Source organism: Aeromonas sp. 600479, assembly GCF_049175515.1.
Lineage (GTDB): Bacteria > Pseudomonadota > Gammaproteobacteria > Enterobacterales > Aeromonadaceae > Aeromonas > Aeromonas veronii_A.
The window spans coordinates 35,584-62,521 of record NZ_JAAKVF010000004.1 but is presented as its reverse complement, the minus strand read 5'-3'; the positions used below and the strand labels follow the sequence as shown (position 1 = coordinate 62,521).

Below are 26,938 nucleotides of genomic sequence, written 5' to 3'. Positions count from 1 at the left end.
CGACCGGCGGGAGAGCCTGCGTAGGCTTTCGTTTTTTGTCTTAATGATTGAGATAGATATCTTGCTCTGCATAGGCCAGCAGAGGTGTGCCGAGGTTAGTCCGTTTCGCGCCAAAGAAGCGGGTGAGTACGCCAGATTGCTGTCCCAGTCGCTGCAGCTTGACGTGATCCAGTTCGATTTGCTCAGGCAGCCAGGTAAATACAGCGGCGCAATGACCATTGCCAAGACTGCGCTCCAGAGTTTGCTGCCAGTTCTTGATTTTGGGGCTATGTACCACCAGCACTCTCTTGGGATCGATACCTCGCTCTTCCAGACGGCTGACTGTGGGGCGTCCCGGCGGGGCGATCAACAAGATCCAGCCGGTATGAGCCTCCCCAAGCTTTGTCAGCTCGCTCAGAAACTGATCATCAGACTGGATAGTCACACCATAATGAGCCAACTCCGCTTTGCAGGCGGTTCTGGTGGGCCAAGGCTTGCTCATGACACGATTCATCGCAAAGGGCAGTGAGTGCAGGGGCTGGTTCATATATGGGTTTCCTGTATGAATATCCAAGCTGTATACGCATACAGTAGTTCTATCCTGTGGCAGTGACAAGGTGTTTTTGCTGAAAAATGTGATGGTGTTGGCATGTGTCGTTAGTAAGGTTATGTTTTTAAACACTATTTAATATAAAGCTGGTTGAGTGTTTTTCGTACTATGGACAAAACTTGCGTAACCGCCCATGGTTATACAGGTCATTTACAGGAAGTGCCGCCATGGATATCAGTACCTTGCAACGTCTTGATGCCAACATCTTGCTGGGCATCATCAATGAGAAGCTAAGGCTTGAGTGTGACGGGTTGGAGGAGTTGCTGGCCTATTACGATATGAGTGAAGAGCAGTTGGCAGGGCGTCTGGATCAGATTGGGTACCATTACGATCCATTGAGCAATCAGTTCAAGGCACATCTTTAAGGGTGCAATCATTGCTTCATATTTATACGGTAATTTTTAAGGCACATTGAAACCGGTTTCAATGCGCCGTCTTGTTGCCTATTTTCAGGGATTTTCAAGGCTTGGCAATCTCTGAAAACCTATTCATGCCAGAATATTTTTATTGTTTAGTTAAGTTGTTGATAATAAAGGGAATGTTTGTTTTTGTGCGATCAATTAAAGGAAAGGGTTTTCAAGCTTTTCAGGCTGTTTTTATCGGTTAAAGTGTGACTTGCGTTAACTTTTAATTCTGCCGCTTTAGTTAGTATTCTTACGCCGGTACATATTTTGAGATAACAACAGCGCCGGTCCCGCAAGCGGGATAACAATTTTATTTGTAACGAAGGAATATGGTTTATGGCTACCAAGAAGAAGACAGACCAGGATCTCCAACTGGATAAAGATCAGCTCAAGGCGAGTATCGTGCGTCACCTGCGTTCTACCTTGGGAACAAGCGAACAGAAAGCCTCTCCCGAAGCGTGGTGGAAAGCCACTGCGGCGGCCGTCAATGAACAGGTGTACGAGCGCCTGACCCGCACTCAGCAGACTCATTTCAAGAAAGACACTCGTGCGATTCACTATCTCTCTGCTGAATTCCTGATGGGACGATTGACTTCCAACAACCTGCACAACCTCTCCCTCTACAAGACTTGCGAAGAGGCGCTGGGCGAACTTGGTCTGGAACTGACCGACCTGTGCGAACAAGAGCCGGATATGGCACTCGGCAACGGCGGCCTGGGTCGTCTGGCTGCCTGCTTCATCGACTCGCTGGCCACTCTGAACTATCCGGCGGTTGGTTACGGTATCCACTACGAACACGGTCTGTTTCGTCAGGAAATCCAGGATGGCCGCCAGATCGAGCGTCCGGACTCCTGGCGTGAATATGGCAACCCATGGGAGATCTGCCGTCCCGAGTCGGTACAAGAAGTGCCGCTCTATGGCTATGTCGAGACCGTGTTTGGTGACAATGGTGGCCTGAAGAAGGTATGGCACGCCGGGCGCAAGATCAAAGGGGTGCCTTGGGATATTCCGGTGGTCGGTTTTGGCGGTCATACCGTCAACATCCTGCGTTTGTGGGAATCCCGCGCCTCCGAGTTTTTCGATTGGGACGTCTTTAACGCAGGTGGTTACATCGACTCCCAGGCTGAAAAAGCCCAGGCCGAGACCATCTCCAAGGTACTCTATCCGAACGATGAGACCGATGCAGGTAAAGAGCTGCGTCTGATCCAGCAGTACTTCTTCTGTGCTTGCTCCATCAAGGACATCATGCGCCGCTACAAGCGAGTCCATGGCAGTGACTTCAGCAACTTTGCCGCGCAAATTGCCATTCAGCTTAACGATACTCACCCGACTGTCGCCATCCCGGAACTGATGCGGGTGCTGGTGGACGAGGAAGATCTGAACTGGGATGCCGCTTGGGCCATTTGCTATCAGGTCTTCTCTTACACCAACCACACCCTGCTGCCGGAAGCGTTGGAGAAGTGGTCGGTCAGCCTGTTCGAGAAGGTGTTGCCTCGCCATCTGGAAGTGATCTACGAGATCAACGCACGCTTCCTGAACGAGTTGGTGGAGCCCAAGTGGCCGGGCAACGATGCCATCAAGGCCAAGCTCTCCATCATCGAAGAGGGAGATGTGCGCAAGGTTCGCATGGGCAACCTGTGCGTCATCGGTTCGTCCAAAGTGAACGGTGTGGCCGAGATCCACTCCAAGCTGGTGAAGGAAGATCTCTTCCCCGAGTATGCCGAGCTGTGGCCGGAAAAAATGTGCAACGTGACCAACGGTGTTACGCCGCGTCGCTGGCTGCTGGCGTGCAACCCGGAACTGGCTGGCCTCTACAACGAAGTAGTGGGGAAGGAGTGGCCGCTGCAACTGGACAAACTGCGTGGCGTGGTGAAGTTTGCCGACGACAAGGCGTTCCAACAGCAGTTCATGACCATCAAGCGTCACAACAAAGAGAAGCTGGTCAAGGTCATCAAAGACGAAACAGGTATCGATGTCAGTGCCGAGGCGATCTTTGACGTTCAGATCAAGCGTCTGCACGAGTACAAGCGCCAGCAGCTGAACCTCATTCACATCATGGCGCTCTATCGTCGTCTGCTGGCCAACCCGGACTATGACATGCATCCGCGCGTGTTCATCTTCGGCTCCAAAGCGGCGCCCGGTTACAAGCTGGCCAAAGACATCATCTATGCCATCAACAAGCTGGCGGATCGGGTCAATAACGATGCTCGTATCCAGGGCAAGCTGAAAGTGGTGTTCATGCCGAACTACCGCGTGAGTCTGGCCGAGAAGTTGATCCCGGCGGCAGATGTCTCCGAGCAGATCTCTACTGCAGGCTACGAAGCATCCGGTACCGGCAACATGAAGATGGCGCTCAACGGTGCAATCACCATCGGGACGCTGGATGGAGCCAACATCGAGATCGCCGAAGAGGCGGGGGCCGAAAACTGCGCCATCTTCGGTCTGAACGTGGACGAAGTGAAGTCGCTGAAGGCGCGCGGTTACAACCCGTACGACTTCTACTATGCCAACTCCGAGCTCAAAGCCGTGCTGGACTGGTTTGATACCGACTACTTCACCCCGGGTCGTCCGGGTGAGCTGGCCTCCATCAAGCGCTCCTTGCTGGAAGGGGGAGACCCTTACCTGACCTTGGCGGACTTCCAGTCCTACTCGGATGCACACAAGCTGATCGATACCTGGTATCGGGATCCGGCGCTGTGGGCGAAGAAGGCCATTATCAACTCTGCCACCATGGGCAAGTTCAACTCTGACCGCTCCATTCAGGATTACGTTGATCGCATCTGGAAGCTGAAACCCTGCAACATTGGTTGATCGCTTCTGAATATGAGAACCCCGCTATGCGGGGTTTTTTTATGGCTGTAGGTATCGAGCATGAATATTGGCACACCATTCGGGACAAAATTGTGCTCAGAGCCAGATGCACAAGACATCGATTTATAACTTCTTCTGTTATTGCTAACCCTATTCCGGCAACAACACTCATCTCCTGGTCTCAGGATTGCGCAACTTTAGGAAGCCAACATCATTTGTACTCTCGGGGCTGTCGCATAGCACAAGCTGATGGATGTACAGGGATGTGGCAGATGGTCGTGAGTGTGCCAAAAAAGAGAAAGCCCCGACGATACGGGGCTTTGTTGGTACTTGGGGTTAATTGAGGAGCGCGGTGAGCGTGCAACCTTCCATCAATGCAGTATGTCGCCCATGAAATAGGCAAGCAGGGTCAAAATGACGGTGAAGACCAGGTTCAGCACCAGACCCGCCCGCATCATCTCACGCTGCTGGATATGGCCGCTGGCGAAGACAATTGCGTTGGGCGGGGTGGCTACCGGCAGCATGAAGGCGCACGAGGCACCGACAGCGATCAGTACGGAGACGACAATGGGAGAGACTCCCAGTGCCTCTGCGACTCCGGCAAACAGTGGAACCAGCAGAGCGGCGGTAGCGGTGTTGGATACCAGCTCGGTCAGGAACACCACGAAGGCGGCAAGACAGAGCAGGATGACGAAGATCGGCATGGTGGCCAGACCGTTGGATAGGTGCTCCGCCAGGAAGGCGTTGGCCCCGGTCTGCTTAAGGATGGCGCTCAGGGTCAAGCCGCCACCAAACAGCATCAGTACTCCCCAGTCGGTGTTCTGGTTGATGTCATCCCAGCTTGCCACTCGGCTGACGGCAATGGCGATGATGGCTCCCATGGCGATCAGTGTATCAAATTGAGGTATTCCTCCCAGCGCCTGGGCAATAGGCTGGGAGCCAATCCACAACAGCACTGTGGTCAGAAAGATCAGCAGAGTCACCTTGCGCTGGCCAGTCCACTCTATGGTCACCTGCTCGGTGCTGACCTGGTGCGAGAGGTTGGGGCGGGTCACGAGATAGAGCAGACCGATCCCCACGGGCATGAAGATGAGGACTACAGGGATACCAAATTTCAGCCAGTCAGTAAAACCAAGTCCCATTTGGGCTGCTGCGATGGCGTTGGGCGGGCTGCCGACCAGGGTGCCGATACCGCCAATACTGGCGCTGTAGGCAACACCAAGCAAGACGAAGACCAGAGTACGCCGCTCCTTGTGAATGTCGAGGCCTTTGAGCATGCCAAGAGCCAGCGGCATCATCATGGCGGCGGTGGCGGTATTGCTGATCCACATGGAGAGTGCCGCAGTAATACTGAAGAGTACGATAGCAGCCCAGCCGAGGTGTCCCTTGGCAAGCTGCATCACCTTACCGGCAATCTGGGTGTCTAGTCCCTGTTTGGAAAGTGCAGCCGCCAAGGCAAATCCGCCAAAGAAGAGGAACAGTACCGGGTTAGCGAAGTCGGTCAACGACTTGCTCATATCAAACACCCCGAGCAGGGTGGCAAGCACCGGGATGGAGATCGCGGTGATAGTGATATTCACCGCTTCGGTTAGCCAGAGAATGGCGATAAAGATCAGAATGCCCAGCCCCTTGTTGACCATAGGGTCAAAAGGGAGCCAGGCGAGCATGGCGCATAGCAGGAGCAGATCCAGGATAACGATCCCGGTTTTGATATCCAGCCAACGAGATGGAGTTGCGGGTACAGCCGATGTGTGCATATCGTTCTCTCGGTTAATTTATGGTTGTTTTTGTGTTGCCGAGATTACATCCATTCACTTGTTTGAAACAGACTCACATATTGAAAATCAGCCTCTACTCACACACTCATTGATAAAAAAGGGGATTGCCACACGCAAATAAAACAATATTGAAACATAAGTTAAACATTGATGAGCTGTGCCAGCCACTGCTTGAACATGGTTTTAGGCAAGGAGCCATTTATCTGATCCACCAGCTTGCCCTGCTTGAAGACCATCAGAGTGGGGATGCTGCGAATGGCATAACGTGTTGCAATTGCGCTTTGCTGCTCGGTATCGACCTTTACAAAGCGCATTCGAGGTTCGAGTTCGTTTGCTACGTCATGAAAGACGGGAGAGAATTGTTGGCAAGGTCCGCACCAGCTGGCCCAAAAATCGACCACGACCGGAATATCGGAGCTGATAAGGGTATCGAAGTTATCAGCCTTCCCGAGGCAAGGGGTCTGGCTGAACAGAGACGCCTTGCAGTGCCCACATTTGGCGGACTGGTTTACGTGGGTGGAGGGCAGGCGGTTTCTGGTAAAGCAGTGGCTACAATAAGTAGTGATAAATGACATAATAGCCTCCTTGAAGAGCGGCTCTGGTGGCTGTGACGAGAATAGTGCCAGAGTTAAATAGTCAAACAACGTTAACACAGTGCTCGGCTGGGGTGGATACTTCCACTCTGGGTTCTGCCCAAGCCGGATAATTCAGCTGCCCTTATAAGTAGAGAGTCAAAACGGGATGAATAAAGGATCACGGAAGAGCCCTGTGGTACTGCTGCTGGTTGCTGCCTTGTTGCTTGGCTTCTCGGTTATGTGCTGGCAGTTGCTTAGCCAGCAGCAGCGCGCATACAGCCTGAATCAGGCTGCGGAGGCTGTGCTGAACAGAATCAACACTGACAGTGTTTACCTGCTTGGTCGAGAGAGTGCCAATGATAGCAACGTCCAGCAACGGCTCGTCCAGTTATCCGGTATTCTGGATAGCTTTGTTCACAAAATCCGCAGTGATGCCGAGGTTGAGCAAACTCCTCTTTCCCGGAGGTTGCTGCAGGATTTGGATCTCTACCAGATGGAGCTGGCCAGACTGTACAGCATGGAAAAGGCGGTAGAATATATCGCGCAACCCTTTCAGCATCAGCTTGAGAAGGTTCGCACTATCACGCCGGCAGAGAGCCTTTTGCATCGTGATCTGAATGAGTTGGCCCAACTCAGCCATTTTTTGCAACACAGCGCCGATAACCAGTATCAACAACAGTTGAGCTTGTTGCAGCGCGATCTCGCTTCCCATTATGGCTCGCAACCCGAGGTGATCACCTTGGTTAACCTGAGCAAGGATTTGAGTCGTCAGGTGATGGCTTATCATACCCTGCGCCATCGTCTAATCGATATGCAGGTGAGCGATAACCTGGTGCGTTGGAAGATGGATAAACTGGAGCGGGCTTCATCATTGCTGAACCGCTTCTATTTAATGGTGCTTGGCGGTGCCTTGATCAGTTTTGTGCTGGTGGCCTATACCCTATGGCGTCGTAATCAGAAATTGAGCGAGTTGTCCCGTCAGACAACTTTGCTGGCCCAGGCCAAAAGCGATTTTTTGGCCAACATGAGTCACGAGATCCGCACCCCCATGAACGCCATCATCGGCTTCAGCTCGCTGGCACTGCAGACTGAGCTTGATCAGCAACAGAGGGACTATCTGGGCAAGATCAAATCCTCATCCGATACCTTGCTTCTGCTGATCAATGACATCCTGGATTTGACCAAGGTGGAGTCCGGCAAACTGACGCTCGAGGAGATCGACTTCGATCTTAGCGAGCAGCTCGATTCGCTGGCAGGCATGTTTGCCGATTTGGCGGAGCGCAAACATGTGGAAGTGATCATTCGCAAGTCACCCGAGGTGCCGGTCTTTTTGCGTGGTGATCCCCTGCGGCTGGGGCAGGTGCTGGTCAATCTGGTGAATAATGCCATCAAATTCACCGAACGTGGCGAGGTCGAAGTCTGCATCGAGCTGGCCAACACTCATCCCATGCGGATCCGCTTCAGCGTGCGCGACACCGGTATTGGCATTGCTGAAGAGAAGCAGACTCAACTATTTCAGGCCTTTACCCAGCTGGAGGCGGGAAATACCCGTAAATATGGTGGCTCGGGTCTGGGGCTCAATATCTCCCAGCGGCTGGTTGAACTGATGGGAGGGCGGATCACCGTACAGAGCAAGCCCGGTGTCGGCTCTTTGTTCAAGTTCGATATACCGATGGCGCAAGCGGTCTATGGGGTGGCTGGACGAAAAGTCTTCTTCGAGAACCAGCCGCTGGTGATGGTAATGGACGACAACGAACTAGTGCTGGATCTGGCCAGGGATATTCTCACTCGCGCAGGCGTGCGAGTGCTGCCGGTCAACTCCCTTTCCCGTGCCCGTCAGCTGCTCCGTGAAGAGGGGCCCAATCTGCGGCTGGCCATTCTCGACTGGCGCATGGGTCAGGAGGATGGACTCGATCTGGCGCTGGAGATGTATCAACACAGCCAGTGGAGGCGGATCCCAATCCTGATGATCAGTGCCTGGGCCAGGGAGGGGCTACACGCCCGGATGGACAGCATGGGACTGGTCCATTTTCTGCCCAAACCGATGACCGAGAATGCCCTGCTGGCCAAGGTGGACGAGCTGCTCAACGGCAGCTCCTACGAGCTCAACCTGCGCAAGGCCGAAGTGCAAGGGGATCAGCAGCACTTCAAATCCCTGTTGCAGGGTACCCGAGTGCTGTTGGCCGAAGACAACCGGGTCAATCAGCAGCTCATCATCGAGTATCTGCGGCGGGTCGATGCGGCGGTGTGCGTGGTCAGCAATGGTCGGGAGGCAGTGGAGCGGGTCGCCGAGCAGCCTTTTGACGTGATCCTGATGGATTTGCAGATGCCGGTGCTGGACGGGCTCGATGCCACCCGCCAGATCCGCAAGATGGTCGACAAGCATGATGTGCCCATCATTGCCCTCACTGCCAGCGCTATGCCCGGTGACAAGGAGCGTTGCCTGGGGGTGGGGATGAATGGCTATGTCACCAAGCCGGTGAGCAAGCTGGATCTCTACAACAACCTGCTGCAGTGGGTGAAGCCGCAAGGGGTGGCGCAGGCGGGGATCATGGAGGTGAAACCACCGGATATGATCGGGATACTCGATCTGCAGGATGCTCTCAAGCGGCTGGAGCAGGACAAGGAGGCATTGCAGATCCTGTTCAAGCTGTTCATGTCGGAGCACAAGGACGATCTGTGGGAGATCCGCTCTGCCCTGCGCCGTCAGCAGCCCGAGGTGGCCAGCAAGCTGCTGCACACCCTCAAGGGGGTGTCTGCCAATATTTCGGCGGCCCGTCTGCAATTGGTGGCTGGCGAGCTGGAGTGGCGCCTGCGGCAAAATGAGGTACTGAGCGAGACGGATCTGGAGCAGTTGCAACAGGTGTTCAGTCAGACCCGGGAAGAGGTGTCACACTTCCTGTTGACCGGTGAGCAGCATGAAAATTCGTATAATCCCTATTCATCAGGGGATGATCGCATGTCACAGTGAATTAAATAGTAATTATTCTCAACCATCCCGGTTCGGGATATGATGAGCTTTCGTTCGAATCGCCTCCAGCCGGAGGCGATTGTTTTCATTCTTCTATTTCTGCGTGGCTTCTCTGATGGCGGCTCCTTGGAGCGGTCACGGGCAGAGAGCGCTAAAGGTTGGTGGTGTGAGCGTATTTCTACGATTGAGCTGGTTTTTCAAGGAGCAGTGGCCCCGTTATCTGGCTGCCATCTCCCTGCTACTGATGGTAGCCCTGTTGACCGTTATTCCGCCCAAAGTGGTGGGCTGGGTGGTGGATGGCATCACCAGGGGCGGTCTCGACAATGGTACCCTGATGCGCTATCTGGCGGGGCTGTTTGGTCTGGGTGTGCTGATTTATCTGCTGCGCTACGTCTGGCGGGTGATGCTGTTCGGTGCCTCTTACCGTCTGGCCTATGTGTTGCGCAATCGCCTTTTCAGCCATTTCACCCGGATGAGCCCCGATTTTTATCAGCGCCACCGTACTGGCGATTTGATGGCCCATGCCACCAATGACATTCAGGCGGTGGAGATGACCGCTGGCGAAGGGGTGCTAACCCTGGTGGACTCCATCATGGTCGGGGTATTGGTGCTCTCCATCATGTGCAGCCAGTACTCCTGGCAGTTGACGCTGGTCTCCTTGATGCCGCTGCCGGTGATGGCCTATTTCATGAACCGCTTCGGCACCCAGATCTACACCCAGTTCAAGGCGGCGCAAGGGGCCTTCTCCAGGCTCAACAACAAGACCCAGGAGGCCCTTTCCGGCGTGCGGGTGTTGAAATCCTATGCGGTTGAATCGCTGGAAGATGAAGGCTTTGCCGAGCTGACCAAACAGGCGGGGGAGCGCAATATGGCGGTGGCCCGCATCGATGCCAAGTTCGATCCGGTCATCTATCTCTGTATCGGTTGCTCCTACTTCCTCGCGGTGGCGGGGGGCAGTGTGCTGGTGCTGCGCGATGAGCTGACTCTGGGTGAGCTCACCAGCTTCACCATGTACCTCGGCCAGCTGATCTGGCCGATGTTTGCCATCGCCTGGCTGTTCAACATCATCGAGCGGGGCAGCGCCGCCTACTCCCGTATCGAAAGCCTGCTGGGGGAGCGCAGCGATATCGAAGAGCCCGCCCAGCCGGCCGCGTTTACCTCTGCCTTTCCTTTGCAGATCAAAGGGGTGAGCTATCAAGTTGAGCAGCGCACCCTGCTTGCGGATATCGACGTTACCCTCAAGCAAGGGGGGATGCTCGGGGTGGTGGGGCGCACCGGGGCAGGCAAGAGCTCCCTGCTCAAGCTGTTGATGCGCCTTGCCAATCCGACCCACGGTTCGATTGTTATGGGTGGCGTACCGATTGATCAGCTGCCGCTCGCCACACTGCGCAGCCAGTTTGCCTATGTGCCGCAGGAGCCATTCCTGTTTTCCACCACTATCGCCGCCAATATCGCCCTGGGCAAACCCGATGCGAGCCGCGAGGAGGTCGAACGGGTGGCGCGCATTGCCTGTGTCCACGATGATATTGTGCGTTTTCCCAAGGGCTATGAGACCGAGGTGGGGGAGAAAGGGGTGACCCTCTCCGGCGGCCAGAAACAGCGGCTGGCCATTGCCCGCGCCCTGCTGCTGGATGCGCCCATTCTGGTGCTCGATGATGCGCTCTCGGCGGTAGATGCCCACACCGAGCAGCAAATTCTGCATGCCCTCAAAGCCCATCGTCGCACCCTGATCCTGGTCAGCCATCGCATGACGGCGGTGGAGCAGGCCGACGAGATCCTGGTGCTGGAGCAGGGGGCCGTCAGCGAACGGGGTCATCACGGTGCCCTGATGGCGCACAATGGCTGGTACGCCGACATGGTGCGTTACCAGCGTCTCGAAGAAGCCGTGGAGGAGAGCCTGTGAATCCGACCATTAAACGACTGCTCGCCTACTGCGCCCGCTATCCTCGCTGGCTGATTCAGGCGGGGATTTGCCTGCTGCTCGCCACCGGCGCTGAAGTAGCCGGGCCGCTGCTGATCAAGCTCTTTATCGATGACTATCTGGCGCCCCGCAATATCGTGTTGCCCACCATTGCCCTGATTGCGGCAGGCTATCTGGGGTTGCAGGTGCTCTCGGCGGCAGGTTTTTATTTGCAATCCCTGCGCTTTAATCGCATCGCCCAGGCGGTGGTGCAAACTTTGCGCGAGCAGGTATTTGCCACCGCCATCCGCTTGCCAGCCCGCTACTTTGACAAGCATCGCTCCGGCTCGCTGATTTCCCGCATCACCAATGACACCGAGGCGATCATGAACCTCTATGTGCAGGTGATCGGCTTGCTGGTGCAAAAAGTTGTGCTGCTGTGCGGCATCCTCATCTCCATGGCGTTGCTGGATCTGCGGCTGATGCTGGTCTGTTCCCTGTTGCTGCCCGCAGTGGGCGGGGTGATGTGGCTCTACCAGAAGCTGAGCGTGCCGGTGGTACGAGCGACCCGCAGCCTGCTCTCCGACATCAACAGCCGCCTCAACGAGTCGCTGCAGGGGATGCCGGTGATCCAGGCCATGGTGCAGGAGCGTCACTTTGCCAACGCCTTTGCCGAGGTGAATCAGCAGCACTGGGCGGCACGGATCAAGAGCCTCAAGATCAACGGCATCCTGCTGCGCCCGCTCATCGATCTCTTCTACATGATGGTGCTGATCGGCCTGTTGGCGCTGTTTGCCCATGAGGGGGGGAGCCACGCCGGTGCCATTCAGGTGGGGGTGCTCTACGCCTTTATCAGCTATCTGGGACGGATGATCGAGCCGCTCATCGAGATGACCAACCAGCTCAACCAGCTGCAGCAGGCGATGGTGGCGGGGGAGCGGGTCTTTGCCCTGCTCGATGAAACTCGCGAGAGTACCGACGGCGAGATGCTCCCGCTGGAAGGGCGGGTCAGTTTCGAGCGGGTCAGCTTCTCCTACGATGGTCAGCAGCCGGTGCTGCGGGAGGTCAGCTTTGCCGCAAAACCGGGCCAGATGCTGGCGCTGGTGGGTCATACCGGCAGCGGCAAGTCCACCATTATCAGCTTGCTGATGGGCTTCTATCCGCTGGATCAGGGGCAGATCCGCTTCGATGATCACGCACTGGATGCCCTGTCGCTGGCGGCGGTGCGCCGCAGCATCGGGCTGGTGCAGCAAGATCCCTTTATCTTCGTCGGCACTTTGGCGGAGAACCTGCGTCTCGGCCGCGCCGGAATAGACGAAGCGCGGCTCTGGCAGTCGCTGAGCGAGGTGCAACTGGCCGAGTTTGTGCGCAGCCTGCCACAGGGGATCAACACCCTGATGGAAGAGGGGGGCAAGAACCTCTCCGCCGGCCAGCGGCAACTGCTCTCCTTTGCCCGTGCGCTGGTGGGGGATCCGCGCATCCTCATTCTGGATGAGGCGACGGCGAGCGTGGACTCCCAGACCGAGCTGGCACTGTCGCAGGCGATCTCTGCCGCGCGTCGTGGTCGCACCACCATCGCCATCGCCCACCGCCTCTCGACCATCGTCGATGCGGACGAGATCCTGCTGCTCTCCCGCGGTCAGGTGAGCGAGCGGGGCAGTCACAGCGAGCTGATGGCCCTCGGTGGCCACTATGCCCAGTTGTTCGAGATGCAGAGTCAGGGGGCCTGGCTGGAAGAGAAGCGCGCCTGAGCGGCAGATTTGCTGTTAACAGTGAGATGAACGAGAAGAGGGAGCCGGTGCGGTTCCCTCTTTTTTTGCGCCGATCAAAAGGTCGTAACCGTGATCCCTGCGCTTGTCGAATGCCACAGATGCAGGCAACATGTTGTTTACATTAACTCATCGGATCAGTTCGCATATGGATTTGCAACGCTTCAAAGCCAATCTGGCGCTTCGGCTGTTTGCCTGGCGCTACATTCCCGTCATCGGGTTTTGTGCCCCGATCATCGAAGAGATGAATTCCAAGGCGCTGCGCATTCGCATTCCCCTTGGCTGGCGTACCCGTAACCATCTGGGCAGCATGTATTTTGGCGCGCTGGCGACCGGCGCCGATCTGGTAGGCGGTCTGCTGGTGATGGAGAAGGGGCGGCAGCGGCGCAAGAAGGTGCACTTTGCCTTCAAGGATGTGCAGGGGGAGTTTTTGAAACGACCGGAGGGGGATGTGCAGTTCGACTGCGCAGCGGGGGAGGAGATTGACGCCATGATCGACGAATCGCTGGCAAGCGGTCAGCGCATCAATCGCCCCATCCGGGTGGTGGCCACCTGTCCGTCATTGAACGGGGATGAGGCGATGGCGCGTTTTGTGCTGACCCTGTCGATCAAGGCCAGCTAGCGGGTTGCCAGAGCGTGGCACCCCGACAGGGGTTTAGCCAATCTCCGGGCTGACGCCCTCTTTGACCACAACCTTCATGCCGTTGAAGTTGACCACCTGTTCGGCCACGATCTTGCAGCGCTTGCGGGTCTCGACCTGACCGTCCACCTCGACCAGCCCTTCGGCAATGAGGGCTTTGGCTGCGCCGCCACAATCGGCCCACCCCTGATGCTTGATAAGGTCACACAAGGCAACGAAGGGGTGACCTTCGAGCAGAAACGTCTCCATGGGAAATCCTCTAGATGGATAAATGCCGGATCTGGCAGGGCGGTTATTCTAGGCAGTTCATTCCGGCAAGAAAAGGGAAGCTGGACCACGGCAGTGAAAATGGTCTCCTCGCGCCAGCTTTTTATGTCGGGTTGTACTGAACTGTGCCATTGATCCCATTTGTGGAGTAGCTGGGACGAGTGATGACGCAAGAGATGTTCGCCGCACTGCTTTCTGCTTGCTACGGCTGTTAGGATGGCCTCCTTTGTTTGGTAAATGGTGCAAGGAGCCTCCAATGATTCTCTCCCGCCTGCTGCTGGCATGCAGCGCCCTGACTCTGTGCGGTGTCGCGCAGGCCAGTACCCCGGTGCAGGTTTCGCTGCCCGGCGTCAACCTGCCCGCATCCCATCAGGTGGAAGGGGCGCGCGCCTCGCTGCTCTACGGCCGGACCGGTCAGGTGAAGGGCATTGATCTGCCGATCTTCGCCCTCTCAGATGTGGATCAGTTCAGCGGCCTGCAGCTCGGGGTATTCTTGGGTGCTGGTCGGGTGCGTCACCAGTTTGGCGGGGTCGCTATCAACGCCATCAACTGGCACGAAGGGCAGGATACCGGCGTCAATCTGGGGCTGGTCAACCTGACCAACAATGTACAGGGGCTCAACTGGGGGGCGGTCAATATCGCCAAGGGCAATGCGCTGGCCAACGTCGGCTTCGTCAACTATGCCGAGCGTACCACCTTCCAGATTGGCTTTATCAATGCGACCAAGCACCTCGATGGCTTGCAGATCGGGCTGGCCAACTATGCCGCCAACGGCGTTTTCCCCATTTTGCCGCTGGTGAACTTCCAGAAATCGTTCTGACCAAGGCAGTTCGCTTTGCGTTAAAGACATCTGCTGATTACCCTGTGCCTCTTGCAACTTGTGACAGGCGAACAGAGGTAATTGATGACGGCAGGGCAAATGAGTGCAATCGGGATCGGCTGGGATGTGCGTGGCTGGCAGGGCAGTGCCCAGGCGGTGGCCGTGGTGGGCTGGCAGGCCGACTCCAACCGCCTGCACTGGTTCGGGGTGTCGCCGCTGTTTCGTCTGAGCTCGCGGGTGGCGCCGGATCTGGCCGCTCTGCTGCGTCCCGCCCTGCAAAACGAGCTGACCCTGATGCAGGTAGAAGCCTGCCCGCAACTGGCGCTCGGTATCGATGCGCCGCTCGCTTTTCCCCGCGCCTTGCGGGATCTGCTCAACGGCCAGCCACACAGCTGCGCCGTGCCCGAGCGTGAGATAGACAACCCCTACGCCTATCGCGACTGCGAGCGCTGGCTGTATCAGCAGTACGGCAAGAAGCCCCTCTCGGCCACCTTCGACCGGCTTGGCAACAATGCCACCCTGGCGCTCTCCATGCTGCCGCGACTCTCGGATCTGCAACTGGTGCCGACCGTTGCCCCGAAGGCCAGTCGCGCCGTGCTGGAGGTCTATCCGGCATTGGCCAAAGTGGGCGGCAAGGCATCCCCGGCACGGCCCGAGCTGGCGGCGCTGCTGCCTGCGGATGTGCAGGTCGGCACCGATCGCTACGATGCGGCGCTCTGCGCCCTGATGGCGCTGCAGTATGCCGCTGGTGGCAAGGTGACGGTATTGCCTGAGCTGGTTCAGCCCCCCAGCGACATGCCTTGTGATGAGGGATGGGTCTATCACTTTGCCCCTCATGCTGTTGAACGCAACGGGATGTGACGGACGCGGCGCATCATGGCTCCGCTCACCTTGTCGACGTGGGCCAAATGGCGTAAAAAACCTGTCTTTAGTCAGGAAATTGCCTGTTCATCCCGCGCCAAGGTGGCGCATCGTTATCTTCATCCGATATATTGCCCACCTTGCTGATCCTTTGCTGTGGTATTCCCGATGAAATCCGTTCTCTCTATTCAGTCCCACGTGGTCTTTGGTTGTGCCGGCAACAGCGCGGCCGTCTTTCCCATGCGTCGCCTCGGCATGGATGTATGGCCCATCAACACGGTGCAGTTTTCCAACCACACCCAATATGCCCAGGGGTGGCAGGGAATGGCGATGCCGGCGGGCCATATCAGTGCACTGGTGAACGGATTGGGCAATATCGAGGTGTTGAGCCAGTGTGATGCCGTGCTGAGCGGTTACCTTGGCTCCGCCGAACAGGGAGACGAGATCCTGACTGTGGTCAACGCCGTCAAGGCGGCCAACCCCGATGCCATCTACTTCTGCGACCCTGTGATGGGTCATCCGGAGAAGGGGTGTATCGTCGCTCCCGGCGTTACCCGTTTCCTGACCGAGCAGGCGTTGCCGGTGGCCGACATGATGGCCCCCAACCTGCTGGAGCTGGAGACCCTCTGTGATACCCATCTGGCAGATCTGGATCAGACCCGCGCGGCTGCCCATCAGCTGCTGGCCCGCGGCGTCAAGCTGGTGCTGGTCAAGCATCTCGGTCGTGCGGCGCAGGATTCCAGCCGCTTCGAGATGCTGCTGGCCACCCCGCAAGGGGATTACTTGATTGCCCGTCCGCTTTATGACTTTGCCCGCCAGCCGGTGGGGGTGGGCGATCTCATCAGTGCCCTGATGCTGGCGAATTTGCTGGCCGGCCACGATGCGGTCAGCGCGTTCGAGCGCACCAACGCCTCTGTGGATGCGGTGCTGCAAGAGACCTGGCGCCAGCAGGCTTACGAGCTGCAACTCATCGCCGTGCAAGATGCGTTTGATTCGCCGAAGGTGGAGGTGCGAGCGGTGATACTGCCCTGATTGCTGCCATGTCTGAAGCAAAAGAGGTGAGCCATTGGCTCACCTCTTTTGCTTGTATCGCTCCCGGTTATGGGGTCAGCGGATCAACCCCTGTTCAACCAGCCAGGCAAACAGCAGACGGGAGACGGGGGAGAGCTCATCGAGGTGAGTGCTGTCTAGCCAGCGCAGCTCGGCAATTTCGGCCGAAGCGATGGGGGTGCCGCTCGCTTCGCCGGTGTAGCAGCGCAGGCGCACCTCGACTCCTGCCGGCTTGCCATCTGCCTGGGCGCTGAATTCGCAGGCAAAGCGCAGGGTATCGGGCTGCAGGGTGACGGCCAGCTCCTCTTCAATCTCGCGGATCAGCGCCGCTTCGTCGCTTTCGCCCGGTTCCCGTTTGCCGCCGGGGATGTAATAGATGTCCTTGCCGTGGGAGCGGGCGCAGAGCAGTTGCTGATCTTTAAAGGTGAGCCAGGCGAGTTTGTCGATCATCCGTTTTCTCTCCGATGGGGTTGCCGTGATGAGCCGGGCGCACTCAAGCGCACCGCTGTTTTGCATGCAGGCAGCCTAACAAAGATGAAGTTGAGTCCCAAGAAGAAAGAGGGGAGAGGCCGGAAACGCACTGTTTCCAGCGCGGTGACCGCGTAGCTGGAAGAGTGCGCACTGGCTGGTTCGCCACAGCCTTCTCGTCCTTAAAAAAGTAGACTGGCGCACACCACGACAGGGCCGGACTGGGCGAAGGTGGGGGCCTTGTGGTTTAATCTTGCCACTTTAGCGGTAGTGGGCGACAAGCCTGCTACCTTGCGTGGGCAAGATGCAGGTGAACAAGATGCAAGTGACAGCAGAGAGCAAGTTTATCGGACTCGGGGTGGCGGGCAATTTCGCCGGTCATCTGGAGCAGGCGGGTGAAGCATCGGATTTTGTGGCGGTCGTGGTGCGCGATACCACCGCGCCCAAGGCGCTGTTTCCCTTCTTCGTGCCGGGCCATCCGGGTCAGCTCGGGGTGTTCCCGCTGAGCAATAACGCCATCTTCCTGCCGGAAGCGGCGGTCAGCGGTGACGAGAAGGTGCAGATTGAGCCGGAAGTGGCCCTCTGGTGCGAGCTGGAGTATGCGGGCAAGCAGGTGGTAGCGATCCATCCCCGTGCCTTTGGTGCCTATAACGACTGCTCCATCCGTCGTCCCAACGCCAATAAGATCAGCGAGAAAAAGAACTGGGGCGAAGAGAGCAAGGGGCTGGCGGCCAACCTGCTGCCGCTATCCGGTTTTGCCGCCGGCTGCGAGCTCGATGACTATCGCATCGCCTGCTATCTGGAGCGAGACGGTGAGCTGCACGCTTACGGGGTAGACAGCGCCGCCATCGACTACAGCTACTTCCATGGCAAGCTGCTCGACTGGGCCATCGACAAGTTCAACCATCAGCAGGATGAGGGGCCGGCGGAGCACATTCAAGGACTGCTGGCGCAGGCGGGACATCCTCCCCACGCGCTCATCAGCATCGGTGCCACCCGTTATACCCCGTTTGGCGAGACCCACTTCCTCAAGCCTGGCGACACCTCCTGTGTGGTGGTCTATCCGGGCAGCCGTTATAGCGAAGCGGATATTCGCGAGGCGATCCGTACCCGCAGCTTTGGTGCCGATGTGTCGGTGCTGCTGCAGGCGGTGCAGGCGCGCTAATCGCTTTGGCCCGCGGGGAGGCAGTTGCCATCCTGCGGGCTGCAGCAAAGAGTCATTGATGAAGATTGATACTGCAACGCGGGCCGATTATCCGGCCCTGATCGTGCTGTGGGAGGCCTCGGTGCGGGCGACCCACCACTTCCTGCCCGAGGCCGAGATCCTCGTGCTCAAACCGCTTATTCTGGAGCACTACTTTGATGCAGTGACACTGCACTGTGCCCGAACGGAGGAGGGGCGCATTGCCGGTTTTTGCGGGCTATGTGATGGCAAGATAGAGATGCTGTTTGTGGCGCCGGCGGTGCGCGGCAGTGGCGTGGGTCGCCGGCTGGTGGAACATGCCATCAGCCAGTGCGGCGCGACGCTGGTTGACGTCAACGAGCAGAATGAGCAGGCGGTGGGTTTCTACCACAAGATGGAGTTCGTCGTGACGGGCCGCTCGCCGCTGGATGGCCAGGGCAAGCCCTATCCTTTGCTCCATATGGCGTTGCTGCCGCGATAGTCGTTCAAGTGTGATAATGAACGGGGGATGGCCTGCGCCATCCCCCGTTTTTGATCCTGCCGTTACTTGCTGGCGACCTTGCTGACCACCTTGATCAGCTGGTAGCGCAGGGAGGAGGCATCGGCCGGCACATTGGTAAGCTGCTCCTTGCTCACGGTGAGCTGATACTGGTAGCCCGGCTCGAACTGGAAACCCTCGATCTGCTGATAGAAAAGTGTCCAGGGCTGCTGCTCGTCGCTGCGCACCTGCATGCACTGCATCGGCCCGACCCCGACACAATCGACCAGCTGGCTGTTGATGTAGAGGGTCTCACCCTGTGTGGCCGTGGTGCCCTGACAGGCGGTGAGCAGCAGGGCGGCGCTGGCAAGCAGAGGTTTCATGGGGGACTCCTTCGAATTGAAAGGGGCATTAGAGCGATAAATAAAAAGGCGGTCAATGACCGCCTTTGTAACAAACCATGTTGATTCAGTTCATTAACGCTGATCAAGCGGCGTGAAGTCCCGTTGCGGGTGGCCCACGTAGAGCTGGCGCGGGCGGCCGATCTTGCTATCCGGGTCGGAGTGGAACTCGTTCCAGTGAGCAATCCAGCCGATGGTGCGGGAGATGGCGAAGATCACGGTGAACATGTTCATCGGGATACCGATCGCCTTCATGATGATACCGGAGTAGAAGTCCACGTTCGGGTAGAGTTTCTTCTCGATGAAGTAGGGGTCGGAGAGCGCGATGCGCTCCAGCTCCATGGCCACGTCCAGCAGCGGATCCTTGATCTGCAGCTCGGTTAATACCTCGTGACAGGTTTCACGCATCACAGTGGCACGGGGGTCATGGTTCTTGTAGACACGGTGGCCGAAGCCCATCAGACGGAACGGATCGTTCTTGTCCTTGGCCTTGGCGATGTACTCGGGGATACGATCCACCGAGCCTACCTCCTCCAGCATGCGCAGGCAGGCTTCGTTGGCACCACCATGGGCCGGACCCCACAGGGAGGCGATACCGGCGGCGATACAGGCAAACGGGTTGGCACCGGAGGAGCCAGCCAGACGGACGGTGGAGGTGGAGGCGTTTTGCTCGTGATCAGCGTGCAGGGTGAAGATGCGGTCCATGGCGCGCTCGACCACCGGATTGACCTTGTACTCCTCGGTCGGTACCGCAAACATCATATGCAGGAAGTTGCCTGCATAGGAGAGGGCGTTGCGCGGATGCATGAACGGCTGGCCGATAGAGTACTTGTAGCACATGGCCGCCAGGGTCGGCATCTTGGAGATGAGGCGGAAGGCGCAGATCTCGCGGTGCTGTTCGTTGTTGATGTCGAGGGCGTCGTGATAGAAGGCAGAGAGTGCGCCCACCACACCACACATGATGGCCATGGGGTGGGAGTCACGACGGAAACCACGGAAGAAGAAGGCAATCTGCTCGTGCACCATGGTATGGCGGGTCACGGTACGCTGGAAATCGGCAAACTGTGCCTTGGTCGGCGCCTCGCCGTAGAGCAGGATATAGCAGACTTCGAGATAGTTGGACTCTTTGGCCAACTGGGCGATGGGGTAACCACGGTGCAGCAAGACACCCTGATCCCCGTCAATGTAGGTGATGGCAGATTTGCAAGAACCGGTCGCCATAAAGCCCGGGTCAAAGGTGAAATACCCTTGCCCACCCAGCTTTCTAACATCGACAACATCAGGTCCAACGGTTCCAGAGAGGATCGGCAGTTCAACCGGATCTTTCCCGGGCAGGTGTAGGGTGGCTATCTTATCAGCCATAGCACGTCTCCTTTGCTCTTTATAATTTGGTTCCAGTCCTACTCTATTACGACTTTTATGACGCTGGCAAAGGTTGTTACCCATACCGAGGTGGCTGGAGCGCCCTATTTGAAACAGAGTTCCCTATCAATGTCAATTTTGCTGGGGCGGCATTAACGGCATTAATGGAATGTTAAATTAAATATGCGATCAAGTTTGCGGTTTTGTGTTTTCTTTGTAGCTGTTTGATTGTCTTCGTTTAAGGGCGTGGATATACTGCGCCACGTGGGTCATGGCTGCTGGTGTTTGAAACGCTTTGGCAAAGCCTGATGTGAAACCAAAAATTCGCGTTTTGGCTTTTTCAGAGTGTTTTGGTAACAAATAGCCAACAATCACCATCCCGTGCCCTCAAGTGTGAGTTAAAACAATAACTAACGTGCTCAATAGAGCTGAGTGGGCAAGCGTGAAAAACAAACAGAGACCGGTCAACCTCGACCTACAAACGATCAGCTTTCCTGTCACTGCCATCGCCTCCATCCTGCACCGTGTTTCAGGGGTCATTACCTTTGTGGCACTGGGCATCTTGCTGTGGATGCTTGGCACTTCACTCGCCTCTCCCGAAGGATTTGAGACAGTGGTGTCCATCATGGACAACTTCCTGGTCAAATTCGTGCTGTGGGGGATCCTGACTGCGCTGGCTTACCACATTGTGGGCGGTTTGCGTCATCTGGTCATGGACATGGGCTATTGGGAAGAGCTGGAATCCGGTAATCAGAGTGCCCGTGTGGCCTTCGTGATCACCGCGATCCTGGCCGTATTGGCGGGAGTGCTTGTATGGTAACCAATTCTGCAACATTCGGGCGTAGCGGCGTTCATGATTACATCCTGATCCGCGCCACCGCCCTCATCATGACCTGCTATGTCCTCTATCTGGTGAGTTTTGTCGCGTTCAACGACATCACCTTTGAGGTGTGGACAGGTTTCTTCGCCAACACCTTCACCAAGGTATTCACCCTGTTGGCCCTGCTGTGCGTACTGATCCATGCCTGGATCGGTCTGTGGCAGGTGTTGACCGACTATATCAAGCCGGTAGGGCTACGCGGGGCGCTGCAATTTGCCCTGGTCGTGGTGCTGTTTGTCTATCTGATGACGGGTTTCGTCGTGCTGTGGGGTGTGTAAGGTGACTATTCCAACTCGTGAATTTGATGCTGTGGTGATTGGTGCCGGTGGTGCCGGTATGCGCGCCGCGTTGCAGATTGCCCAGTCCGGCAAGAGCTGCGCTCTGTTGTCCAAGGTTTTTCCAACCCGTTCTCACACTGTTTCCGCTCAGGGCGGTATCACGGTTGCGCTGGGCAATGCCCACGATGACAACTGGCAGTGGCACATGTATGACACCGTAAAAGGCTCCGATTACATCGGTGATCAGGAGGCCATCGAGTACATGTGCAAGACCGGCCCCGAAGCCATCTATGAGCTGGAGAACATGGGCTTGCCCTTCTCCCGTTTCGACAACGGCACCGTCTACCAGCGTCCGTTTGGTGGCCAGTCCAAGAATTTCGGTGGCGAGCAGGCTGCCCGCACTGCGGCTGCGGCCGACCGTACCGGTCACGCCCTGCTGCACACCCTCTACCAACAGAACGTCAAGAACAAGACGACCGTCTTCTCCGAGTGGTATGCGCTGGATCTGGTGAAGAACCAGGACGGCCACGTGGTGGGTTGTACCGCCATCGACATGGAGAGCGGTGAAGTGGTCTACTTCAAGGCCAAGGCTACTGTGCTGGCCACCGGCGGCGCCGGTCGCATCTACCAGTCCACCACCAACGCCCACATCAACACAGGTGACGGCGTCGGCATGGCGCTGCGTGCCGGCGTCGGCGTGCAGGACATGGAGATGTGGCAGTTCCACCCGACCGGCATCGCCGGGGCTGGGGTGCTGGTAACTGAAGGCTGCCGTGGTGAAGGCGGCTATCTGCTCAATAAAGATGGCGAGCGCTTCATGGAGCGTTACGCCCCGAACGCCAAGGACTTGGCCGGTCGCGATGTGGTGGCCCGCTCCATCATGATCGAGATCCGTGAAGGCCGTGGCTGCGACGGCCCCTGGGGCCCGCACATCAAGCTCAAGCTGGATCACCTCGGCAAAGAGGTGCTGGAATCCCGTCTGCCGGGGATCTGCGAACTCTCCCGCACCTTCGCCCACGTGGATCCGGTCAAAGAGCCGATCCCGATCATCCCGACCTGCCACTACATGATGGGCGGCGTGCCGACCAACGTGAATGGCCAGTGCCTGACCCAGGACAAGAACGGCAACGATGTACCGGTGGTCGGTCTGTTTGCTGTGGGCGAGATTGCCTGCGTCTCTGTGCACGGTGCCAACCGTCTGGGCGGCAACTCCCTGCTGGATCTGGTGGTGTTCGGCCGCGCGGCTGGCATGCATCTGGTCAACACACTGGGCGAGATGGATCACGGCCGCGATGCTTCCGAATCGGATCTGGATGCCGCATTGGCTCGCTTCAACCGCTGGGAAAATTGCCGTGACGGGGAAGACCCGGTGCAGATCCGCAAAGACCTGCAGCGCTGCATGCAGAACAACTTCTCCGTATTCCGTGAAGGTGCGGCGATGGCAGAAGGGTTGGCCGAGCTCAAGGTTATCCGTGAGCGCCTCAAGTCAGCCCGTCTGGACGACACCTCCAAGGAGTTCAACACCCAGCGCATCGAGTGTCTGGAGCTGGACAACCTGATGGAGACGGCGTTTGCCACGGCGGTAGCTGCCAACTTCCGTACCGAGAGTCGCGGTGCTCACTGCCGCTTCGACTTCCCGGATCGCGACGATGAGAACTGGCTGTGCCACAGCCTCTATCACCCGGACACCGAGTCCATGACCCGTCGCGCTGTCAACATGTCACCCAAGACCCGTGAGGCGTTCCCGCCCAAGGTCCGGACTTACTGATTGCGGAGCCAGCCCTATGAACGTTACTTTCTCTGTCTACAGATATAATCCGGATGTTGATAACGTCCCCCATATGAAGGATTATCACCTTGATATTCCTGAAGGTTCCGACATGATGGTGCTCGATGCACTGATCCAGTTGAAAGAGCTGGATCCCACACTCGCCTTCCGCCGCTCCTGCCGCGAAGGGGTCTGTGGATCTGACGGCATCAACATGAATGGCAAGAACGGTCTTGCCTGCATCACCCCGCTCTCCGATTTGCTGAAGAAGGGCAACAAGGTCGTTATCCGCCCCTTGCCAGGCCTGCCGGTGATCCGTGATCTGGTGATCGACATGACCCAGTTCTACACCCAATGGGAGAAGGTCAAACCTTTCCTCATCAATGAAGACAAATTGCCGCCGGTGCGTGAGCACCTGCAATCCCCCGAAGAGCGTGCCAAGCTGGATGGCCTGTACGAGTGTATTCTCTGTGCCTGCTGCTCAACCTCTTGCCCCTCCTTCTGGTGGAACCCCGACAAGTTCATCGGCCCGGCCGGGCTGCTCGCCGCCTACCGCTGGCTGGCTGACAGCCGAGACACCGCGACCACTGAACGGCTGGGTAATCTGGACGACGCCTTCAGTGTGTTCCGCTGCCACGGCATCATGAACTGCGTGAACGTCTGTCCGAAAGGCTTGAATCCGACCAAGGCGATTGGCCAGATCAAGTCGATGTTGCTCAATCGGGCTGTTTAGTATTTGGGCCGGCCCGGAGCTGGCCCGACTTCCGGATAGCCATCCCACCCGTGGCAGGATGGCTGTTTGAACCCTACAAGCTGCGTAGCAGTAACAAGAAGTACAAGGGATAGAAATGCATAACGGCGTGATGAAGGCCTGGTTGGAGTCATCTCACCTGGCTGGTGCGAATGCAAGCTACATAGAGGATTTGTACGAATCCTTCCTGGAAAATCCTGACTCCGTATCCGATGAGTGGCGCAGCCTCTTTAGCGAGCTGCCCCAGGTCAATGGCCATGCGGTTGAACAACCCCACTCCCAGGTCCGCGATTATTTCCGTCGTCTGGCCAAGGACTCCTCCCGTTACAGTGCCCCTGTCTCTGACCCCCAAGTGGATGCCAAGCAGGTGCGGGTATTGCAGCTGATCAACGCCTTCCGTTTCCGTGGTCACCAGAATGCCAATCTGGACCCGCTGGGCCTGTGGCAGCGTGAAACCGTTGCCGAATTGGACCCTGCGTTCCACAACCTGCAGGGCGCAGACATGGAGGCCACCTTCAACGTGGGCTCCTACGCTATCGGTCGCGAGACCATGGTGCTTTCTGATCTCTATGCATCGCTGAAGAAGACCTACTGCGGCAGCATAGGCGCCGACTACATGCATCTTACCTCCACGGAAGAGAAGCGCTGGTTGCAACAGCGTCTCGAATCCATTGAAGGGAAGGGGAGCTACACCCTCGAAGAGAAGACCCGTTTCCTCGAGAGCCTGACCGCCGCCGAAGGGCTGGAGAAATATCTGGGCGCCAAGTTCCCGGGAGCCAAGCGCTTCTCGCTGGAAGGTGGCGATGCCATGATCCCCATGCTCAAGGAGCTGATCCGTCGCGCCGGTGAGCAGGGCTGCAAAGAGGCCGTTATCGGCATGGCCCACCGTGGTCGCCTCAACGTGCTGATCAACGTGCTCGGTAAACGGGCGCAGGATCTGTTCGACGAGTTTGCCGGCAAGCACGGCGAATCCTGGGGCACGGGTGACGTGAAGTACCACATGGGCTTCTCCTCCGACTTCGCCACCCCGGGTGGCAACGTCCATCTGGCGCTCGCCTTTAACCCCTCCCACCTCGAGATCGTCAACCCTGTGGTCATCGGCTCGGTTCGTGCCCGGATGGATCGTCGCGGTGACAAGGATGGCTCCAGCGTGCTGCCCATCACCATTCACGGTGACTCGGCCATGGCCGGTCAGGGCGTGGTGGCCGAGACCTTCAACATGTCCCAGACCCGCGCCTATGGTGTCGGCGGGACGGTGCGCATCGTCATCAACAACCAGGTTGGTTTCACCACCTCCTATATCCGTGACCTGCGCTCCACCGAATATTGCACCGACATCGCCAAGGCGGTGCAGGCGCCTGTGCTGCACGTCAACGGGGATGATCCGGAAGCCGTGGTGCTGGTGACCCAGATTGCGCTGGATTACCGCAACACCTTCAAACGCGACGTGGTGATCGAGCTGGTCTGCTACCGTCGTCACGGTCACAACGAAGCGGATGAGCCGAGCGCGACCCAGCCGCTGATGTACCAGAAGATCAAGCAGCACCCGACTCCACGCAAGATCTACGCCGATCAGCTGGTGGCTGAGGGGACCCTCGCTCAGGAGCGGGCGACCGAACTGGTCAACGAGTATCGCGAAGCGCTGGATCGCGGCGAGCGGGTGAGCAAGGAGTGGCGGCCGATGGAGCTGCACTCTGTCGACTGGACCCCTTATCTCGGTCACGACTGGAACATGGCCTATGAGAGTGCCGTGCCGATGGATCACCTCAAAGCCCTTGGCGAGCGGGTGAGCCAGTATCCGGCTACCCATGTGCTGCAGCGCCAGGTCGAGAAGATTTACGAAGACCGCCGTCTGATGGCCGCCGGCGAGAAGCTGGTGGATTGGGGCTTTGCCGAGACCCTGGCCTACGCCACTCTGGTGGACAAGGGGTCCCGCATCCGTTTTACCGGTGAAGACTCCGGCCGTGGCACCTTCTTCCATCGCCACGCCGTGCTGCACAACCAGACCGACGCCAGCACCTATACCCCGCTGTGCAACCTGCACGACGAGCAGGGGCCGTTCGAGATTTACGACTCGGTACTGACCGAGAACGCGGTTCTGGCTTTTGAATATGGCTACGCCAGTGCCGAGCCGGCCGGCCTCACCATCTGGGAAGCCCAGTTCGGCGACTTCGCCAACTGCGCCCAGGTCGTGGTGGATCAGTTCCTCTCCTCCGGCGAGCAGAAGTGGGGGCGGATGTGCGGCCTCACCATGTTGCTGCCGCACGGTTACGAGGGGCAGGGCCCGGAGCACTCCTCCGCCCGTCTGGAGCGTTATCTGCAGATGTGTGCGCAGCACAACATGCAGGTGTGCGTGCCCTCTACCCCGGCACAGGTATTCCACATGCTGCGTCGTCAGGTAGTGCGTCCGATGCGCCGTCCGCTCATCGTAATGACGCCCAAATCCCTGCTGCGCCACCCGCTGGCGGTCAGCAAGCTTGAAGAGCTGGCGGAAGGTACTTTCCAGAATGCCATTGGCGAGATCGATGCGCTGGATCCGAAAGCAGTCAAGCGTGTGGTGTTCTGCTCCGGCAAGGTCTACTACGACCTGCTCGATGCCCGTCGCAAGGCCGAGCAGCAAGATGTGGCACTGGTGCGGATCGAGCAGCTCTACCCCTTCCCGGAAGAGGAAGTGCGCGCCATTCTGGCCGATTACAGCCATGTCACCGACTTTGTCTGGTGTCAGGAAGAGCCGCAGAACCAGGGCGCCTGGTACTGCACCCGTCACCACTATGATGGCGTGTTGCCAGCCGGTGCCACCCTGCGTTACGCCGGTCGCCCTGCATCCGCCTCACCGGCGGTTGGTTACATGTCCGTCCATGCCAAGCAGCAGAAAGCCTTGGTGGAAGATGCTCTTACTTTGGCCTAAGCCCTGAACAAGAAGTAACAAGGAAC

24 protein-coding genes are annotated in these 26,938 nt (G+C 57.7%); 16 read left to right on the top strand and 8 right to left on the bottom strand.

Annotated features, from left to right (window positions below; all coding sequences use genetic code 11):
• Positions 1 to 40: 40 nt before the first annotated feature.
• Positions 41 to 526, bottom strand: a complete 486-nt coding sequence (locus G5149_RS06365; RefSeq protein WP_005333614.1) for a cell division inhibitor — start codon at positions 524 to 526, stop codon at positions 41 to 43.
• Between the two features lie 230 nt (positions 527 to 756).
• Here G5149_RS06365 and G5149_RS06360 point away from each other — a divergent pair, with 230 nt between their 5' ends.
• Both G5149_RS06360 and G5149_RS06355 read left to right on the top strand, forming a co-directional pair.
• On the top strand, positions 757 to 954 hold the full coding sequence (locus G5149_RS06360; RefSeq protein WP_005333612.1) for a DUF4250 domain-containing protein: 198 nt from the start codon (positions 757 to 759) through the stop codon (positions 952 to 954).
• A gap of 375 nt (positions 955 to 1,329) precedes the next feature.
• Positions 1,330 to 3,804, top strand: a complete 2,475-nt coding sequence (locus G5149_RS06355) for a glycogen/starch/alpha-glucan phosphorylase (RefSeq protein WP_005333609.1) — start codon at positions 1,330 to 1,332, stop codon at positions 3,802 to 3,804.
• Between the two features lie 371 nt (positions 3,805 to 4,175).
• On the opposite strand, the gene G5149_RS06350 is transcribed toward G5149_RS06355, so the two are convergent.
• Positions 4,176 to 5,561, bottom strand: coding sequence for a DASS family sodium-coupled anion symporter (locus G5149_RS06350; protein WP_337072889.1), 1,386 nt, complete (start codon positions 5,559 to 5,561; stop codon positions 4,176 to 4,178).
• 161 nt (positions 5,562 to 5,722) lie between these two features.
• Positions 5,723 to 6,157, bottom strand: coding sequence for a thioredoxin TrxC (trxC, locus tag G5149_RS06345; RefSeq protein WP_005346144.1), 435 nt, complete (start codon positions 6,155 to 6,157; stop codon positions 5,723 to 5,725).
• 166 nt (positions 6,158 to 6,323) lie between these two features.
• Here trxC and G5149_RS06340 point away from each other — a divergent pair, with 166 nt between their 5' ends.
• From G5149_RS06340 to G5149_RS06325, 4 genes are all read left to right on the top strand, one after another.
• Positions 6,324 to 9,128 (top strand): response regulator, encoded by a 2,805-nt coding sequence (locus tag G5149_RS06340; protein ID WP_337072888.1) that lies wholly within the window; start codon positions 6,324 to 6,326, stop codon positions 9,126 to 9,128.
• A 166-nt stretch (positions 9,129 to 9,294) separates the two neighbouring features.
• The gene (locus tag G5149_RS06335; RefSeq protein ID WP_337072887.1) at positions 9,295 to 11,031 is read left to right on the top strand and encodes an ABC transporter transmembrane domain-containing protein; all 1,737 of its coding nucleotides are present in this window, start codon (positions 9,295 to 9,297) and stop codon (positions 11,029 to 11,031) included.
• On the top strand, positions 11,028 to 12,779 hold the full coding sequence (locus tag G5149_RS06330) for an ABC transporter transmembrane domain-containing protein (protein ID WP_005346135.1): 1,752 nt from the start codon (positions 11,028 to 11,030) through the stop codon (positions 12,777 to 12,779). Before G5149_RS06335 ends, G5149_RS06330 begins: the two co-directional genes overlap by 4 nt.
• A gap of 166 nt (positions 12,780 to 12,945) precedes the next feature.
• Positions 12,946 to 13,419, top strand: coding sequence for a DUF4442 domain-containing protein (locus G5149_RS06325; RefSeq protein ID WP_005346133.1), 474 nt, complete (start codon positions 12,946 to 12,948; stop codon positions 13,417 to 13,419).
• Positions 13,420 to 13,452: 33 nt separating this feature from the next.
• On the opposite strand, the gene ybcJ is transcribed toward G5149_RS06325, so the two are convergent.
• The gene (gene ybcJ / locus G5149_RS06320) at positions 13,453 to 13,686 is read right to left on the bottom strand and encodes a ribosome-associated protein YbcJ (protein ID WP_005333598.1); all 234 of its coding nucleotides are present in this window, start codon (positions 13,684 to 13,686) and stop codon (positions 13,453 to 13,455) included.
• 274 nt (positions 13,687 to 13,960) lie between these two features.
• Between ybcJ and G5149_RS06315 the strand changes: the two genes are divergently transcribed.
• From G5149_RS06315 to pdxY, 3 genes are all read left to right on the top strand, one after another.
• A complete protein-coding gene (locus G5149_RS06315; RefSeq protein ID WP_421212089.1) occupies positions 13,961 to 14,524 on the top strand; it encodes a VC2662 family protein in 564 nt (187 codons plus the stop codon).
• 84 nt (positions 14,525 to 14,608) lie between these two features.
• A complete protein-coding gene (locus tag G5149_RS06310; protein WP_421212087.1) occupies positions 14,609 to 15,385 on the top strand; it encodes a DUF429 domain-containing protein in 777 nt (258 codons plus the stop codon).
• A gap of 168 nt (positions 15,386 to 15,553) precedes the next feature.
• A complete protein-coding gene (gene pdxY, locus G5149_RS06305) occupies positions 15,554 to 16,417 on the top strand; it encodes a pyridoxal kinase PdxY (RefSeq protein WP_421212085.1) in 864 nt (287 codons plus the stop codon).
• Between the two features lie 75 nt (positions 16,418 to 16,492).
• On the opposite strand, the gene G5149_RS06300 is transcribed toward pdxY, so the two are convergent.
• On the bottom strand, positions 16,493 to 16,885 hold the full coding sequence (locus G5149_RS06300) for an NUDIX hydrolase (RefSeq protein ID WP_005346122.1): 393 nt from the start codon (positions 16,883 to 16,885) through the stop codon (positions 16,493 to 16,495).
• 337 nt (positions 16,886 to 17,222) lie between these two features.
• Between G5149_RS06300 and G5149_RS06295 the strand changes: the two genes are divergently transcribed.
• A complete protein-coding gene (locus G5149_RS06295; protein ID WP_005346119.1) occupies positions 17,223 to 18,068 on the top strand; it encodes a DUF5718 family protein in 846 nt (281 codons plus the stop codon).
• Between the two features lie 58 nt (positions 18,069 to 18,126).
• Positions 18,127 to 18,567, top strand: a complete 441-nt coding sequence (locus G5149_RS06290) for an acetyltransferase (RefSeq protein ID WP_005346118.1) — start codon at positions 18,127 to 18,129, stop codon at positions 18,565 to 18,567.
• Between the two features lie 62 nt (positions 18,568 to 18,629).
• Here the strand turns inward: G5149_RS06290 and G5149_RS06285 are convergent, their stop codons facing one another.
• The 3 genes from G5149_RS06285 to G5149_RS06275 form a co-directional block, all read right to left on the bottom strand.
• On the bottom strand, positions 18,630 to 18,947 hold the full coding sequence (locus tag G5149_RS06285) for a DUF4377 domain-containing protein (protein ID WP_005346117.1): 318 nt from the start codon (positions 18,945 to 18,947) through the stop codon (positions 18,630 to 18,632).
• Positions 18,948 to 19,040: 93 nt separating this feature from the next.
• On the bottom strand, positions 19,041 to 20,327 hold the full coding sequence (locus tag G5149_RS06280) for a citrate synthase (protein WP_005346116.1): 1,287 nt from the start codon (positions 20,325 to 20,327) through the stop codon (positions 19,041 to 19,043).
• 189 nt (positions 20,328 to 20,516) lie between these two features.
• A complete protein-coding gene (locus G5149_RS06275) occupies positions 20,517 to 20,705 on the bottom strand; it encodes a hypothetical protein (RefSeq protein ID WP_005346115.1) in 189 nt (62 codons plus the stop codon).
• A 64-nt stretch (positions 20,706 to 20,769) separates the two neighbouring features.
• On the opposite strand from G5149_RS06275, the gene sdhC reads away from it, so the two are divergent.
• The 5 genes from sdhC (at position 20,770) to sucA (ending at position 26,912) form a co-directional block, all read left to right on the top strand.
• Positions 20,770 to 21,147, top strand: coding sequence for a succinate dehydrogenase cytochrome b556 subunit (sdhC, locus tag G5149_RS06270; protein WP_005346101.1), 378 nt, complete (start codon positions 20,770 to 20,772; stop codon positions 21,145 to 21,147).
• Positions 21,141 to 21,485 (top strand): succinate dehydrogenase, hydrophobic membrane anchor protein, encoded by a 345-nt coding sequence (gene sdhD, locus G5149_RS06265; protein WP_005346100.1) that lies wholly within the window; start codon positions 21,141 to 21,143, stop codon positions 21,483 to 21,485. Before sdhC ends, sdhD begins: the two co-directional genes overlap by 7 nt.
• A 1-nt stretch (position 21,486) precedes the next feature.
• Entirely contained in the window at positions 21,487 to 23,253 is a 1,767-nt protein-coding gene (gene sdhA, locus G5149_RS06260) for a succinate dehydrogenase flavoprotein subunit (protein WP_041234283.1), read from the top strand.
• Positions 23,254 to 23,269: 16 nt separating this feature from the next.
• Positions 23,270 to 23,986, top strand: coding sequence for a succinate dehydrogenase iron-sulfur subunit (locus tag G5149_RS06255; RefSeq protein ID WP_005346097.1), 717 nt, complete (start codon positions 23,270 to 23,272; stop codon positions 23,984 to 23,986).
• A 115-nt stretch (positions 23,987 to 24,101) separates the two neighbouring features.
• Complete coding sequence (gene sucA / locus G5149_RS06250) at positions 24,102 to 26,912, top strand: 2-oxoglutarate dehydrogenase E1 component (RefSeq protein WP_236348825.1); 2,811 nt, start codon at positions 24,102 to 24,104, stop codon at positions 26,910 to 26,912.
• Positions 26,913 to 26,938: the final 26 nt, after the last annotated feature.